Source organism: Priestia sp. ST2, assembly GCF_055810735.1.
On sequence record NZ_JBVVNT010000003.1, the window covers coordinates 901,883 to 916,050 of the forward strand.

Annotated in this window: 16 protein-coding genes; 9 read left to right on the plus strand and 7 right to left on the minus strand. The window is 38.8% G+C overall.

What is annotated here, in order from left to right; translation table 11 throughout:
• Window positions 1-44: 44 nt before the first annotated feature.
• Genes AC0KUU_RS16925 through argC form a run of 4 tightly spaced genes read right to left on the minus strand, consistent with a single transcriptional unit; the run spans window position 45 to window position 4,326 of the window.
• On the minus strand, window positions 45-1,199 hold the full coding sequence (locus AC0KUU_RS16925; RefSeq protein WP_043980513.1) for an acetylornithine transaminase: 1,155 nt from the start codon (window positions 1,197-1,199) through the stop codon (window positions 45-47).
• Entirely contained in the window at window positions 1,165-1,989 is an 825-nt protein-coding gene (argB, locus tag AC0KUU_RS16930) for an acetylglutamate kinase (protein WP_165575567.1), read from the minus strand. The genes AC0KUU_RS16925 and argB overlap by 35 nt, the downstream gene beginning before the upstream one ends.
• 12 nt (window positions 1,990-2,001) lie before the next feature.
• Window positions 2,002-3,237 (minus strand): bifunctional ornithine acetyltransferase/N-acetylglutamate synthase, encoded by a 1,236-nt coding sequence (gene argJ, locus AC0KUU_RS16935; RefSeq protein ID WP_162213615.1) that lies wholly within the window; start codon window positions 3,235-3,237, stop codon window positions 2,002-2,004.
• 45 nt (window positions 3,238-3,282) lie between these two features.
• Complete coding sequence (gene argC, locus AC0KUU_RS16940; protein ID WP_162213614.1) at window positions 3,283-4,326, minus strand: N-acetyl-gamma-glutamyl-phosphate reductase; 1,044 nt, start codon at window positions 4,324-4,326, stop codon at window positions 3,283-3,285.
• Between the two features lie 351 nt (window positions 4,327-4,677).
• Here argC and AC0KUU_RS16945 point away from each other — a divergent pair, with 351 nt between their 5' ends.
• Window positions 4,678-5,376: a Crp/Fnr family transcriptional regulator gene (locus tag AC0KUU_RS16945; protein ID WP_043980520.1), complete on the plus strand. Its 699-nt coding sequence runs from the start codon at window positions 4,678-4,680 to the stop codon at window positions 5,374-5,376.
• A gap of 30 nt (window positions 5,377-5,406) precedes the next feature.
• Here the strand turns inward: AC0KUU_RS16945 and AC0KUU_RS16950 are convergent, their stop codons facing one another.
• The gene (locus AC0KUU_RS16950; protein ID WP_322551722.1) at window positions 5,407-5,715 is read right to left on the minus strand and encodes a metal-sulfur cluster assembly factor; all 309 of its coding nucleotides are present in this window, start codon (window positions 5,713-5,715) and stop codon (window positions 5,407-5,409) included.
• 235 nt (window positions 5,716-5,950) lie between these two features.
• Between AC0KUU_RS16950 and AC0KUU_RS16955 the strand changes: the two genes are divergently transcribed.
• The 3 genes from AC0KUU_RS16955 (at window position 5,951) to AC0KUU_RS16965 (ending at window position 7,799) form a co-directional block, all read left to right on the plus strand.
• Window positions 5,951-6,763 carry a Cof-type HAD-IIB family hydrolase gene (locus tag AC0KUU_RS16955; RefSeq protein WP_050691042.1) on the plus strand — a complete coding sequence of 271 codons (813 nt, stop codon included), beginning with the start codon at window positions 5,951-5,953 and terminating at the stop codon, window positions 6,761-6,763.
• Between the two features lie 118 nt (window positions 6,764-6,881).
• Complete coding sequence (locus AC0KUU_RS16960) at window positions 6,882-7,034, plus strand: hypothetical protein (protein WP_013055382.1); 153 nt, start codon at window positions 6,882-6,884, stop codon at window positions 7,032-7,034.
• Window positions 7,035-7,037: 3 nt separating this feature from the next.
• The gene (locus AC0KUU_RS16965; RefSeq protein WP_165575570.1) at window positions 7,038-7,799 is read left to right on the plus strand and encodes a DUF3813 family protein; all 762 of its coding nucleotides are present in this window, start codon (window positions 7,038-7,040) and stop codon (window positions 7,797-7,799) included.
• Between the two features lie 36 nt (window positions 7,800-7,835).
• On the opposite strand, the gene AC0KUU_RS16970 is transcribed toward AC0KUU_RS16965, so the two are convergent.
• Window positions 7,836-8,675 (minus strand): YitT family protein, encoded by an 840-nt coding sequence (locus AC0KUU_RS16970; protein WP_025749916.1) that lies wholly within the window; start codon window positions 8,673-8,675, stop codon window positions 7,836-7,838.
• Between the two features lie 256 nt (window positions 8,676-8,931).
• Here AC0KUU_RS16970 and AC0KUU_RS16975 point away from each other — a divergent pair, with 256 nt between their 5' ends.
• Window positions 8,932-9,792, plus strand: a complete 861-nt coding sequence (locus tag AC0KUU_RS16975; RefSeq protein ID WP_322551721.1) for a DegV family protein — start codon at window positions 8,932-8,934, stop codon at window positions 9,790-9,792.
• Window positions 9,793-9,844: 52 nt separating this feature from the next.
• A complete protein-coding gene (locus AC0KUU_RS16980; RefSeq protein ID WP_013055378.1) occupies window positions 9,845-9,976 on the plus strand; it encodes a DUF3941 domain-containing protein in 132 nt (43 codons plus the stop codon).
• Window positions 9,977-10,010: 34 nt separating this feature from the next.
• Here AC0KUU_RS16980 and AC0KUU_RS16985 read toward each other — a convergent pair whose 3' ends face one another.
• Window positions 10,011-10,874, minus strand: a complete 864-nt coding sequence (locus tag AC0KUU_RS16985; RefSeq protein ID WP_013055377.1) for a CvfB family protein — start codon at window positions 10,872-10,874, stop codon at window positions 10,011-10,013.
• A 255-nt stretch (window positions 10,875-11,129) separates the two neighbouring features.
• Between AC0KUU_RS16985 and AC0KUU_RS16990 the strand changes: the two genes are divergently transcribed.
• From AC0KUU_RS16990 to AC0KUU_RS17000, 3 genes are all read left to right on the plus strand, one after another.
• Window positions 11,130-11,621 (plus strand): YajQ family cyclic di-GMP-binding protein, encoded by a 492-nt coding sequence (locus tag AC0KUU_RS16990; protein WP_013055376.1) that lies wholly within the window; start codon window positions 11,130-11,132, stop codon window positions 11,619-11,621.
• 140 nt (window positions 11,622-11,761) lie between these two features.
• On the plus strand, window positions 11,762-12,625 hold the full coding sequence (locus AC0KUU_RS16995; protein ID WP_016763019.1) for an SDR family oxidoreductase: 864 nt from the start codon (window positions 11,762-11,764) through the stop codon (window positions 12,623-12,625).
• 104 nt (window positions 12,626-12,729) lie between these two features.
• On the plus strand, window positions 12,730-14,142 hold the full coding sequence (locus tag AC0KUU_RS17000) for a sigma-54 interaction domain-containing protein (protein ID WP_028407442.1): 1,413 nt from the start codon (window positions 12,730-12,732) through the stop codon (window positions 14,140-14,142).
• The last annotated feature ends 26 nt before the right edge of the window (window positions 14,143-14,168 follow it).

A 14,168-nucleotide genomic window follows, 5' to 3' on the forward strand; every position in this document is an offset into this window, starting at 1 on the left:
TATAAAACAGAATTTTTATACAAACATATTCAAAAAAATTTGTATTATGAAGTAATTTTTGTTTGGCTAAACGCTTCTTCAATGATATGAATCGCTTGGTCCAACTCTTTTTTTGTTACAGTTAAAGGCGGCAGCAATCGTACTACATGCGGTCCTGCTCCCAGTGCTAGCAATCCTTTTTCACGCATAGCTGCAAGCAATGCTGACTGATGTTCCCCGCATTCAATTCCAATCATAAAACCTTTTCCGCGAACATCGGTTACAAATGAATAAGCTGCTAAGCTATTTTTCAAAGCATTGGTAAAATAAAGGCTTTTTTCTGTAACCTCTGCCAAAAATGCTTCATTAAAAATAATGTTTAAGGTTGCTTTGGCTGAAGCTAGTGCAATTGGGTTTCCTCCAAAGGTTGTTCCGTGAGTACCAGGTCCAAATGCTTCTTTGAGATATCCTTTTCCAATCATCGCACCAACCGGCATTCCGCTTCCTAATCCTTTAGCTGCTGTAATAATATCTGGTGAAACGTTAAAATGCTGATAAGCAAATGGTTTTCCTGTTCTGCCGATTCCAGTTTGCACTTCATCGACTATAAACAGTGCTTCGTGCTTTTTACACAGCTCTTGAATGGTTAATAAAAATGCTTCGGTTCCTGGAACCACTCCGCCTTCTCCTTGAATGACTTCAACCATAATGGCTGCTACGCTGTCGTCCACTTCTTGTTTTAATGCTTCTTCATCATTGTATGGCACGTAAACAAACTCATTAACAAGAGGACCGAAGCCATCATGAATTTTTGCCTGCCCTGTAGCTGTCATTGTAGCAAATGTACGTCCATGAAATGATTTTGTAAACGTAATAATTTTGTGTTTTTGTGTGTACTTGCGCGCTAATTTAATCGCCGCTTCGTTGGCTTCTGCACCGCTGTTACAGAAAAATACTGCATCACCGTTTGAGTGTTCCACAAGCTTACCTGCTACGTCTTCTTGAATCGATTGATGAAATAAATTTGACACGTGCCACACTTTATTTAACTGCTCTTCGACCGCTTTTTGAACATCAGGATGACGATGACCTACGTTACAAACAGCGATACCTGAAATAAAATCTAAATACTCATTTCCTTTGTTATCTATTAATTTTGTTCCTTGCGCCTCTTCCACATGGATATCAAACCGTTGATATGTTGGAAACAATGAACTCATCGCTATCTTCTCCACCTTTTCCACTATATTTAATTGCTGTACCAATCAGCTTCCCTTCCTTATCTAAAAATCCATCAGTTCCGCTAATAATATGAACTTCTTCAAGCAAAGGAGATAACGCATTTACCGCTGATGTTACTTTCGGAATCATTCCGCCATAAATTACTTTTTCTTCAATAAGTGCATCAATCTCTGACTTTGTAAGCTCAGGAAGCAATGCTCCATCCTTTAACACACCTTTTACATCCGTTACAAACATCAGCTTTTCAGCATTTACTGCTTGTGCAACGGCTCCGGCTGCCACGTCAGCATTAATATTATAGCTATTACCTTCTTCATCTGCTCCAATGGAAGAAACAACTGGAATATACTTACTGTCAGTTAGTTGTTTTAATAATGTATCGTTTACGCCTTTTACTTCTCCAACGTAACCTAGACGTTCCACATCAATTGCCTCTGCTTTAAGCAATAATCCATCAATTCCTGATAGTCCTACCGCTTTTAAGTTCGCTTTTTGTAGATCTTTTACAAGCTGCTTATTAACCTTGCCTGCTAATACCATCGTCACAACTTCTAATGCTTCTTTGGACGTTTTTCGAAGCCCATCTACAAATTCCGTTTCAATGTGAAGTTTGGTAAGCGTATCTTGAATATCAGGTCCGCCTCCGTGCACAACAATGATCTGATATCCATTTGCTTTTAGCTGCTGAATGCTTTCAAAAAAAGCGCTTGTTAACTGGTTGACAATGCTGCCTCCGCATTTTACAACGACGATTTTTTCATTGCTCATTTCACTCTCTCCTTACGTTCGATAACTGGCATTGATTTTGACATAATCGTAAGTCAAATCGCAGCCCCACGCTTTGCCGATCCCACTTCCCTGCTGTAAGTCCACATAGACTTCGACCGTATCATTTTCTAAATAAGCCTTTGCTTCTTCTTCACTAAATGAAACAGGCTGACTGTTTTCTAACATCTGGATATTGCCTAACGAAACATTCACTGTTTCTGGATTAAGCGCTACTCCGCTGTATCCAACTGAACAAATAATTCGTCCCCAATTAGCATCGGCTCCATACATGGCCGTTTTCACTAGGTTCGAGCCCACAATTTGTTTAGCAATCACATTTGCTTCTTCGTTTGTATGAGCACCAGATACGTTTACTTCAATTAGTTTTGTTGCTCCTTCACCGTCGCGTGCAATTTGTTTGGCTAAATCTTCACACGTCAAGCGCAGTGCTTCATAAAACGAATTCCATTCAGGATGATCTGGTGTAAGCGACTGGTGATCAGCTTTTCCATTTGCTAAAACAACAACCATATCGTTGGTGGACGTATCACCATCCACTGTAATTTGATTAAAGCTTTTATTTGTAATAGAACTTAGCGCATCTTGTAGCACTGAAGCTTCAACCTTAGCATCTGTTGTGATAAAGCTAAGCATCGTAGCCATATTTGGGTGAATCATGCCTGATCCTTTCGCTGTGCCTCCAATGGTAACTACTTTGCCGTCAATTTTTGTTTCATAGCAAGCTGACTTCATCACTGTATCTGTTGTTAAAATAGCCGTTTGAAATTCTTCTGCTTTTTCTTTGTTCGATGAAGGACTTAATAACCCAATACCTTTAACAATTTTTTTCATATCTAGAAGCTCTCCAATTACGCCTGTAGAAGCTACCGCTACATGATGAGGTAGGATATTAAGCTTTTCTGCACATGTATTTCGCATTTGGTATGCATCTTTTAATCCTTGTTCTCCAGTACATGCATTTGCACATGCGCTGTTCACAACGATCGCTTGCAGCTTCTGCTCCACCGCTACACTTTCTTTTGTAACAGCTAAAGGCGCTGCTTGAAAGGCATTAAGCGTGTAAACAGCCGCGCAATTAGCTGGCACGTCGCTTACAATAACTCCTAAATCTTTTTTAGCATAACGTAAACCAGCGTGAACGCCATCTGCTGAAAACCCTAGCGGCGTTACAATTGTACCGTTCTCTATTTTCTTTATCTTTTCTTTCGTTTGTTTAACCGTAATCACTATACGTTCCCTCCTGCTTTTATCGTGATTAGTGATGCTGTGTCTTTATGGGAAGACAGGCAGTAGCCCGATACCCGCTTGCTGTTCAAACCCCATCATGATATTGGCATTTTGAATGGCCTGACCGGCTGCCCCTTTAACTAAGTTATCAATGACAGAAACAATTGTGACACGCTTTGTTCGTTCGTCAAATGCAACACCGATATCGCAATAATTTGATGCACTTACTTCTTTAGTAGACGGAAATTCACCAGCTTTTCGAACGCGAACGAACGGGGAGTTTTGATATGTATCTACATATAGCTGATGAAGCTCTTGTACTGAGCTTTCTTTAGAAAGTTCAGCGTATATTGTACTCATAATCCCTCGCGTCATTGGAACTAAGTGCGTATTGAACGTAACGTGGCCAATTTCTTCATCCCACTTTTCTAAAATAGATTCGATTTCTGGGATATGCTGATGTTGATTAACTTTGTATATTTTCATATTTTCATTGATTTCAGCATAATGAGCCATTTGCGAAAGACCGCGTCCTGCTCCTGAGATCCCGGACTTTGCATCAATGATAATAGAGTTTGATTTTACCATTTGTTTACTAACGAGGGGAGCTAGCCCAAGCAGTGTAGCTGTTGGATAACAACCCGGGTTCGCAACGAACGTACTGCTTTCGACTTCGTCTGCAAACCATTCTGATAATCCATACACAGACTGCTGTAAAAATGCTTCAGCTGCAGCAGGCTTTTTGTACCATTTTTCATAAAGCGCTTCTGTTTTTAATCTAAAATCTCCAGATAGATCTACCACTTTTATTCCTTCTTCTATTAATTGAGGTACAAGTTTGCTAGAAACACCGGACGGAGTTGCTGTAAACACTAAATCTAATTCTTCAGCCATCTTCTTAGGGTTTATATCTTGCAGCTTATATACAGTATTAGAAAGGTGAGGATAAACTTCTGCTAGTTCCATCCCATCCTGAGAGGATGAATAAACTGCATAAACATAAAAATGTGGGTGATTCGCTAACAAACGAATCAGTTCTACTCCTCCATACCCTGTTGCTCCAACAATTCCTACCTTGTATTCTTTCATTTTAAAACTCCTTTTTCCACGTATCTATTTGAATTATTTATCATTATAATACCGTATAAAAATAAAATCAAATGAATATTTAAAAAATCCAACACTTTATTCTATATTTTTAAACATTTTTATTTATTCATAAGTTTTTATTTTTATAACTAGCTTTCTATTTTTGTTTAGAAATTGTTCACAGATATTTTTGGAAAACACTGGTTGTTTTTGTGTATAATAAGAATATCGATAAAAATCATCCGTATGATATTTTTTATACGGCCAGTGGACGTACAGCATATACAGACTGTTCTAACTTAATAGATTAATAAGTAGCAGTCGCAAAAATTTTAATTAAAAGGTGATAACATGATGAACATCACAACGGATTCTTTTTCAAATGAGCTGCAGCAATTTTTTATGAACTTTGATCATAAACTTTCGTTTAAAAAAGGTGACTTTCTCTTTCAAGAAGGTTCACCTTCAACTCATTTATTTTTTATTACGTCAGGGGCCGTGCAAGTAGGTAAAGTGACGCCGGAAGGACGCGAGCTGACGCTTCAGCTGGCGAGTTCCGGAGACTTAATCGGGGAAGTCATGCTGTTTTGCGGATCTACTCCCCATATGCTTCAAGCAAAAGCTATTGAACCTTGTACGGCAATCAGTATTCAAAAACGGTTGTTAGAAAACGAACTAGCACAATACCCTGCTCTTTCTATGGAGTACATGAAGTGGATGGGACTACAAATTAAGCGAATGCAGACAAAATTTAGAGACTTAATTCTAAATGGAAAAAAAGGTGCTCTTTATTCTACTCTGATCCGCATGTCTAATAGCTTTGGAGTAATGAAGCCAAATGGTATTTTATTAAACGTAACGTTAACCAATCAAGAAATCGCCAATCTATGCGGGACATCTCGAGAAGTAGTCAATCGCATGCTCGCTGAGTTGCGAAAAAACGAAGTGATTTCAATGGCAGATGGAAAAATCATCATTCATAAGCTTTCTTTTTTAAAGAAAGAAATAGACTGTGAGGACTGCCCTGTGGAATTGTGCAGAATTGAATAAGAAAAAAAGCCATCGTTGATGGCTTTTTTCTTATTGAACACCTAATGCAATTTTAGCGTAGCGCGTCATGCGACCTTTATCCCATGGCGGATTAAATGTGATATTCACTTCTACATTTTCTACTTCTTCAAGCGAAATTAATTGTTTTTTCACTTGTTCGCCAATCACACCAGCCAGCGGGCAGCCGATAGAAGTTAACGTCATCGTCACGATAACAGTATTGTTTTCTTCCATTTCTACACCGTACACTAAGCCTAAATTTACGATATCAACGCCAAGCTCTGGATCAATTACTTCTTCTAGTGATTCCATGATTTTATCTTCTAACTGTTTATCCATATTCATTCTCCTTTCTTTTACTTCCGTAATTATCTTCACGTATTAAATATACCCTTAAACAATTTATCGTAAGCAATCAATAACTATGTCTTACACCGTAACAAGACAGCTTTTGCATGTCAATCGTTCTGCTTTGCTCCTAAGGAAAAGTTGTGTAAAATATGGGAATACAAGCATGAGTATTAGTAGAATTCAATATAATCGTATAACTACTTCAATTTAAAAGGAGCCCTATATGAGAAACGATCAACACTTAATCGCCTTAGATCTGGATGGAACATTGTTAACGAATGAAAAAACCATTTCACCTACAACGAAACGGGTATTAGAAAAAGCAAAACAAGAAGGACATATTGTAATGATTGCAACTGGTAGACCTTATCGTTCCAGTGCTATGTATTACAGCGAATTAGATTTATCCACGCCTATCGTAAACTTTAACGGAGCGCTTGTCCATCACCCCCTTCAGCCTGATTTCGGCACGCATCACGAACCTTTAAACCGCCGCACTGTCCATGACATTGTGACAGCTATGCAAGACTATCGCATCAACAATATCATGGCAGAAGTACAAGATGATGTGTATCTTCATTTTGAAGATCGAAAATTAATGGATGTACTTAGCCTAGGGGATCCTAAATTACAAACGGGTGATTTGCGTCATACGCTGCAGCACGATCCAACGTCTATTTTAATTCACGCAGATGAAGAACATGTACAAGATATACGCTCTCACCTTTCAGATGTTCATGCAGAAGTACTAGAACATAGACGCTGGGGAGCACCTTGGCATGTCGTTGAAATTGTAAAAAAAGGACTTAATAAAGCTGTAGGTCTTGAGCGCGTAGCTAATCATTATCAAATTCCACGCGAACGAATTATTGCGTTTGGAGATGAAGACAATGATTTTGAAATGATTAAATTTGCAGGACACGGTATCGCTATGGAAAATGGCATTAACGAATTAAAACAGCTAGCGCGTGAAGTAACAAAATCGAATGAAAATGATGGTATTGCTTATTATTTGGAAAAAACGTTAAATTTATAACTTAGCTTTTTTTGAAAAGCAAGGTAAATTTTTATCGCTATCATTTTTTTTATTTAGCACACACTATAACCGACACTTCTTAAGGTGTCGGTTTTATTTATATTACGAGGAGGAATTTATGATGGGCAGAGGCAATCGATCAAAACGTTTTGTGAAACAAGGTGCAGACGCAGTTCAAAAACATGATGAACGAATTCCTTATCATATGACTATGGCAGAGGCAGAAGCATTTCAAGCTCAGCAGCGCCAAACTCCTCATGGAGGACAGTAACTTATGAAAAATTCACTTTTTGGTCAAGTAAAAGATGCGATTCGAAATGCAGTATCCGGCCATTCAGAAGATCAGCTTCACCGTCAAAAGCACAGCAATGGTGAGCTTGATATTTCAGAAGGCGTATTAAATAGTATTGCTTCTAACGCTTCTCCTGAGGAGCAAGAGCAGCTGAAGCAATTTCAAAACTCATTGCATCAAGCGTATGATACAGATGGAGAATCACATTCACAAGAGAAAAGCGCAGACATTACGTCTGATACGCTGTCTCATATCGTTCAGAATGCTTCTTCCGAAGAGAAGGCACAGCTTGAACAGCTTCAAAACACTTTAGAAGGCGGGCAGTCTCACGCTCACGGTAAAGCTCACACGTCCAGTGAAAGCGTGGCAGCTGATATATTATCTCATGCACAGCAAAATGCTTCTCCTGAAGAAAAGAGCCAGCTTGAACAGCTTCAAAGCACTTTAGAGGGCGGGCAGTCTCACGCTCATGGTGAAGCTCACACGTCTAGTGAAAACGTAGCAGCTGATATGCTGTCTCATGCACAGCAAAGCGCTTCTCCTGAAGAACAAGCTCAGCTTCAGCAGCTTCAGAATACATTGGGAGCTGCTGGTCAAAATCATCAAACGTCTCAGGCTCATACGTCTGCAGCTTCTGATGAAAACATTGCAGCTGATATGCTGTCTCATGCGCAGCAAAATGCTTCTCCTGAAGAACAAGCTCAGCTTCAAGAGCTTTCTAATGACTTAAAAGGCACACATTAATACAAAGGGTCCAGGTAATGAATACCTGGACCTTTTTTAATCCTTGCGAAACAAACCAAAGATTCCCGTTGTCTGAACGATATTGGTAAATGCTTTAGGATCTACCTCTTTAATCACTCGCTCCAAGTCAAATAATTCGTATCTAGTCAAAACAATCATCAGCATTTCTTTATCTTCGTTTGTAAAGCCGCCTTTAGCCGGTACCGCCGTAATCCCTCGCACAAGTTTGGCGTGAATCGCCTTTCTTAGCTCCACTCCTTTTTTCGTTACGATCATTGCTGTGAGTTTGACATGACGCGTATGAATAACATCAATGACGCGAGTAGTTGTATAAAGCGTCACAAGCGTATAGAGTGACTTCTCAGCACCATATAAAAGACCTGCTAGCACGATAATAATTGCGTTTAATATGAACATATAAGTGCCAATTGGTCGGTCCTTTACTCGAGATAAAATCAGGGCAATAATATCGAGCCCACCAGTTGAAGCTCCAAATTTCAACGTAATTCCTACCCCTACCGCTAAAATAACGCCTCCAAAAACTGCGTTAAGGATGATGTCTTTAGAAAGTGCTTGAATAGGAATAATTCCAAGAAACAAAGTTGTTGCAGCAACGCTGATAAAGCTGTAAACAGTAAATGACTTCCCAACTTTTTTCCACCCTAAAATAGTTACAGGAATATTTAACAACAACAGCAGCACTCCAGTGGAAATAGTAAAAGGGGTGTAATCTGTCACGATACTCGAAACAAGCTGCGCTACTCCTGTAAAGCCGCTCGAATATACATTAGCAGGTATCAAAAACAAGTTGAGCGCAAGCGCATTCAATAATGCTCCTACCAAGACGACTATCGCTTTTTTTGTTTCAAGCCACATATTCAAATGACCGACCTCCGCTTTTTTAAAACTTCTTACTCTCCTATACCCATTTATAAAATGAATAAAGTCAGCATCTTTAAAATAGTTAGTACATATAGTATGTACGATTTGGCAGAATTAAAAAAACTTATTCAAAAATTGTATTTTCCTCAAAGTGCTTATACACTAATACTATGTCGTATATAACGCTTCTCAATGTTTATACATCAAATTCATTTAATATTTTATAAATGCAATTAGGAAGGTGACATTTATGTCAATTAAACTTTTAACCGATAGTGCAAGCGATTTGCCTTTATCCTTTTTTCAAGAAAATAACGTTGGCTTTTTACCACTTCGCGTAAGCCTGGATAATCAAGAATTTTTAGATCTACAAACGATTGAGCCAGCTTCTGTCTACGAAGCCATCCGTAAAGGCAAGATGCCAAAAACATCTCAAGCGGCTCCAACTACTATGTATGAAGTCTTTGAAGACATAGCTAAATCAGGTGACTCGTGCGTTTATTTAGCTTTTTCTTCAGAATTATCCGGTACATATCAAACAGCAATGATGATTCGAGAAGAACTCCTAGAAAAGTATCCCGATTTTCAATTAGAGATAATCGATACGAAATGTGCATCTCTTGGCCAGGGAGTAGTTACTTATTATGCAGCACAATTACTACAACAGAACCTCTCACTAGTAGAGATGACAGAAAAAATAAAGCAATACGCGCTGCATATGGAACATATTTTTACGGTCAATGACTTAGATTTTCTTGCTCAAGGAGGACGCGTGAGCAAAGCTTCTGCTTTTGTAGGAGGTCTGCTTAATATTAAGCCGCTGCTTCATGTGGAAGATGGAAAATTGATTCCAATCGATAAAATCCGCGGCCGTAAAAAAGTATTTAAGCGCATGCTTGATGTAATGGAAGAGCGAGGAAAAAACCTCTCTTCTCAAACCATTGGAATTAGCCATGGAGATGATTTAGAAACAGCTCTTCAGCTGAAAGAGATGATTCAAGAACGTTTTGGAACCAAACATTTTATTATTAATATTATTGGTGCAGCCATAGGTTCTCACTCTGGCCCAGGGACGATTGCAGTCTTCTTTTTGAATGAAACCATCGAATAATTTAAAGAGGTCAGGGCATTCTAAAGATACGACCAAAAAGGGGTGTATCACAATGCCAAAAACGAGCGATAACGATAAAAAAGCAAAAGATAATAACGCAAAGCTTCACGAAAAGAATCTGCAAGCTAAGCATAACCGTGAGCTTGGAAAACATTCATTTTCTAAAAAAACTGATCACTTATAAAAAGAAGCCGCTGAATTTTCAGCGGCTTCTCCTTTTAGTTTTCTTCTTTTTTAAAATATGTCCATCCTTCTTCTTGATAAACTTTTCCTTCTTTCATCAGTTTACCAAGCGCACGTTTGAACGCAGCTTTACTCATATTAAAGCGCTCGCGAATATCTTCCGGATAGCTTTTATCCCAAAATGGCATAACGCCACCGCGGCTTTCCATGTAATCGTATAGTACTTGTGCATCTTCATCCATGCTTTCTTGCTTGCGCGGAAGAAGCGATACGTTTAGCGTTCCGTCTTCTTTTACATTAATTACGCGGCCTGTTACATACGTACCAAGCTTTGGTTCTTTGCGTCTCTCGCTTTCATGAATAAATCCAACATATCCTTCATCTGTCATAATAAATGAACCTACGCGCAGTACGCGATAGATGTATCCGCTCACTTCACGATTAAAAAGTTCGGGCGGAGCATCTAATGCCATTGCTTTCATCACATCGTCTGTAGCAATTTTTCCGTACATCTTACCGCGCTTTGAAATCTTCATTGTACAGTAAACCTTGTTTCCGACTTCTGGCCACAGATCTTCTAGGGCAGGTAAGTCTGTTGAACCAATTAACATATCTTTGTTCATGCCGATATTTACAAACACGCCCAAACCTGGATTAACATCTACGACCTCGACCCACTCATAAACACCTTCTTCAACAAGAGGTAAGTGCATCGTTGCCGTTAAACGGTCATGCTGATCAAGGTATAGAAAAACTTCTACTTCTTCTCCTTCAGCAAGTTCTCTTGTTGTTTCATTTTTATGTAGCAAAATTTCTTCTTCACCTTCTGCTAACATATAACCAATCGGCGTTTCCCGGTTTACTGTTAAATACGCTTTCATCCCAGCTTCTACATTCATCGTTCTATCCATCCTTTATATAAATTAGTAGTGATTATTCCGTCACCACATACCTTCTCACTTTGCATCGAACAGCATTTTAACTTTCAAATCAACTTAAATGCATGCATTGTTTAAAAAAGCTGCTTCTATAGCTTACAACAAAAAGCATAACTTGTATTGTATCAATTACCGGCTCTCTATTCAATATCAGTTGTATACAGTTTGTGTTTTATTTATAATAAAAGAACAAACTCTTTACATATGGAGGTTATTATGGCTAAAGATAGTTCATTTGACATTGTGTCACAAGTCGATTTATCAGAAGTAACAAACGGCATTACCATGGCAACAAAAGAAATTAAAACCCGCTACGATTTTAAAGGTAGTAAAAGCGAAATCTCGCTTGAAAACGAAGAGCTTGTTCTTATTTCTGATGATGAATTTAAGCTTGAACAGTTAAAAGACGTACTGATCTCCAAGCTTATTAAACGCGGCGTACCTACACGCAATATCTCATATGGAAAAATTGAGAACGCCTCTGGAGGAACGGTTAGACAACGCGCCAAGCTAATTCAAGGTATCGACAAAGACAACGCTAAAAAGCTAAATACAATTATTAAAAATACCGGTTTAAAAGTAAAAAGCCAGATTCAAGATGATCAGCTTCGCGTAAGCGGTAAAAATCGTGATGACCTGCAGCAAATTATTTCAGCTATTCGCAGCGCTGATTTACCTATTGACGTACAATTTATTAATTACCGCTAAAAAAATGGATGCTCCGGCATTCATTTTTTCTTTTAAAGCCTTTTTTTATTCGTTCAGGCTTATTCCTATGCATAGATACACTTTCTTAACAAATACTAGTATACGCTTACATACTCATATTAATTAAGGAGTGTATACCAATGAATCAAAATCAAAAACAAAACTTCCCTCCTCAGCATCAGCAAACTCAGCCAGGTATTGAGAAAGATATGCATCCAATCCCTACCTCTATCGCTCCAGACTATAAGGCAAGCGGAAAATTACAGAACAAAGTAGCTGTTATCACCGGAGGAGACAGCGGTATCGGACGTTCTGTCGCTTATCATTACGCTAAAGAAGGCGCAAATGTTGTCATAACCTACCTTAATGAACACGATGATGCAAATGAAACCAAAAAACAAGTTGAACGAATGGAAGCTTCTTGTTTATTGCTTGCTGGCGATATAGGAGATGAGCATTTTTGTCAAGAAGTCGTCTCAAAGGCGATTCAGACTTTCGGAAAAATAGACATCTTAGTCAATAATGCAGCTGAACAGCATCCTCAAAAAAGTATTACGGATATTACGACTGAACAGCTTACTCGTACGTTTCAAACGAATATTTTTTCAATTTTTCATCTGACCAAAGCTGCATTGCCTCATTTAAAACAAGGAAGCGCTATTATTAATACAACGTCTGTGACAGCTTACCATGGGCATGATCAGCTGATTGATTACTCTTCAACCAAAGGTGCTATCGTTGCTTTTACACGTTCTTTATCAGCTTCGCTCGCAACAAAAGGCATTCGCGTAAACGGCGTAGCTCCGGGACCCATTTGGACACCTCTTATTCCGTCTACGTTCGACGAACAGCAAGTTGCGACATTTGGGTCTAATACACCTATGAAACGGGCAGGACAGCCTTCTGAGCTCGGACCGGCCTATGTATACTTAGCAAGCTCTGATTCTTCTTATATGTCCGGGCAAGTTCTGCACATTAATGGGGGATCTATTGTAAACGGATAACATTTCTCTTCGGTCATTCATTTATTTTTATGTGGAAACACTATCAGAATTCAGCTATTTTTGTTTAAATAGAGATATGAACACCGCTAAAGGAGAGTATTTGAATGACCGATACATTAAGCACTCTTAAACATATATACGAAACCATTTTAAATAAAGTCGATGCCGGTATCCATGCGGTCGATGAAACAGGAAAAACTATTATTTATAATGAAAAGATGACAAAGATGGAGCTGATGGATGAACAAGACGTTTTACATAAAAACTTGTTAGATGTGTTTATGTTCAAAGAAAATCAGCAAAGCACGCTTGTACAGGCGCTGCAAAAAGGAAAAGAAACGGTTAACGTCAAGCAGACGTATTTCAACAATCAAGGACAAGAAATTACGACGATTAATAATACCTTCCCTATTTTAAAAGACGGGGTCATTCAAGGAGCGGTTGAAATTGCTCAGGACGTGACGAAACTAGAGCGTCTAATCCGGCAAAACATTAGGCAAAAAGGAAACACACGCTTTACGTTTGATAGCATCATTGGAAACAGTCAAGCGGTTCATGATGTGATTGAAGACGCCAAGCGCGCTACTAGAACTCCTTCTTATGTCTTAATCATTGGAGAAACAGGCACGGGAAAAGAACTGTTTGCTCAAAGCATACATAATGGCAGCAGCCGCTCTTCTGCTCCTTTTATTTCACAAAACTGTGCTGCGCTACCGGATAATTTAATTGAAAGCCTTTTGTTCGGTACGAAGCGCGGAGCTTTTACAGGTGCAATGGATAATCCTGGCCTTTTCGAACAAGCGCAAGGAGGCACATTACTGCTAGATGAAATCAACTCGTTAAACCCAAATCTTCAGGCTAAGCTTCTTCGAGTGCTGCAGGAAAAAACCGTACGAAGAATTGGGGATACAGTGGACAAACCGGTTAACGTTCGAGTGATCGCGAACATGAATGAAGATCCAATCGATGCAATTGCAGAAAACCGATTACGCAAAGACTTATATTATCGACTTGGCGTCGTGACGCTTTTTATTCCTCCTCTTCGTGAACGAAAAGAAGATATTATTGAATTAACAAAGTTTTTCATCAAAAAATACAATGATTTATTTCAGATGAATGTAAAAACCGTAGATCACCAAGTCATGTCTTCTTTTCTCTCTTATGACTGGCCAGGGAACGTACGGGAATTAGAACACATTATTGAAGGTGCAATGAACTTAGTAATGGACGAAGATGTTATTCACTATTCTCACCTTCCTTTCCAATACAGAACGAAGTTCCAGCTAAAGCAGCATGAACATTTTGAAAATAAAGCAAGCAGTGACGCACCTTCTTATCCAAGCGCTTTTCACCCTTCTCTTCCTTTAAAGGAACAGCTGTTAGCGTTCGAAGCAGAATGTATTAAACAAACGCTTGAACAACACAGCCACAACATCTCAAAAAGTGCTAAGATACTAGGGCTGACTAGACAAAGCTTGCAGTATCGTATGAAACGATTAAACATCCGCTCTAAATAAAAAAGAAGTGCACAGTGCACTTCTTT

Coding starts and splice junctions, on each gene's coding strand:
- AC0KUU_RS16925 (WP_043980513.1), bottom strand. CDS start 1,199: ATGAGTTCATTGTTTCCAACATATCAACGGTTTGATATCCATGTGGAA.
- argB (WP_165575567.1), bottom strand. CDS start 1,989: ATGAGCAATGAAAAAATCGTCGTTGTAAAATGCGGAGGCAGCATTGTC.
- argC (WP_162213614.1), bottom strand. CDS start 4,326: ATGAAAGAATACAAGGTAGGAATTGTTGGAGCAACAGGGTATGGAGGA.
- AC0KUU_RS16945 (WP_043980520.1), top strand. CDS start 4,678: ATGATGAACATCACAACGGATTCTTTTTCAAATGAGCTGCAGCAATTT.
- AC0KUU_RS16950 (WP_322551722.1), bottom strand. CDS start 5,715: ATGGATAAACAGTTAGAAGATAAAATCATGGAATCACTAGAAGAAGTA.
- AC0KUU_RS16955 (WP_050691042.1), top strand. CDS start 5,951: ATGAGAAACGATCAACACTTAATCGCCTTAGATCTGGATGGAACATTG.
- AC0KUU_RS16960 (WP_013055382.1), top strand. CDS start 6,882: ATGATGGGCAGAGGCAATCGATCAAAACGTTTTGTGAAACAAGGTGCA.
- AC0KUU_RS16965 (WP_165575570.1), top strand. CDS start 7,038: ATGAAAAATTCACTTTTTGGTCAAGTAAAAGATGCGATTCGAAATGCA.
- AC0KUU_RS16970 (WP_025749916.1), bottom strand. CDS start 8,675: ATGTGGCTTGAAACAAAAAAAGCGATAGTCGTCTTGGTAGGAGCATTA.
- AC0KUU_RS16975 (WP_322551721.1), top strand. CDS start 8,932: ATGTCAATTAAACTTTTAACCGATAGTGCAAGCGATTTGCCTTTATCC.
- AC0KUU_RS16980 (WP_013055378.1), top strand. CDS start 9,845: ATGCCAAAAACGAGCGATAACGATAAAAAAGCAAAAGATAATAACGCA.
- AC0KUU_RS16985 (WP_013055377.1), bottom strand. CDS start 10,874: ATGAATGTAGAAGCTGGGATGAAAGCGTATTTAACAGTAAACCGGGAA.
- AC0KUU_RS16990 (WP_013055376.1), top strand. CDS start 11,130: ATGGCTAAAGATAGTTCATTTGACATTGTGTCACAAGTCGATTTATCA.
- AC0KUU_RS16995 (WP_016763019.1), top strand. CDS start 11,762: ATGAATCAAAATCAAAAACAAAACTTCCCTCCTCAGCATCAGCAAACT.
- AC0KUU_RS17000 (WP_028407442.1), top strand. CDS start 12,730: ATGACCGATACATTAAGCACTCTTAAACATATATACGAAACCATTTTA.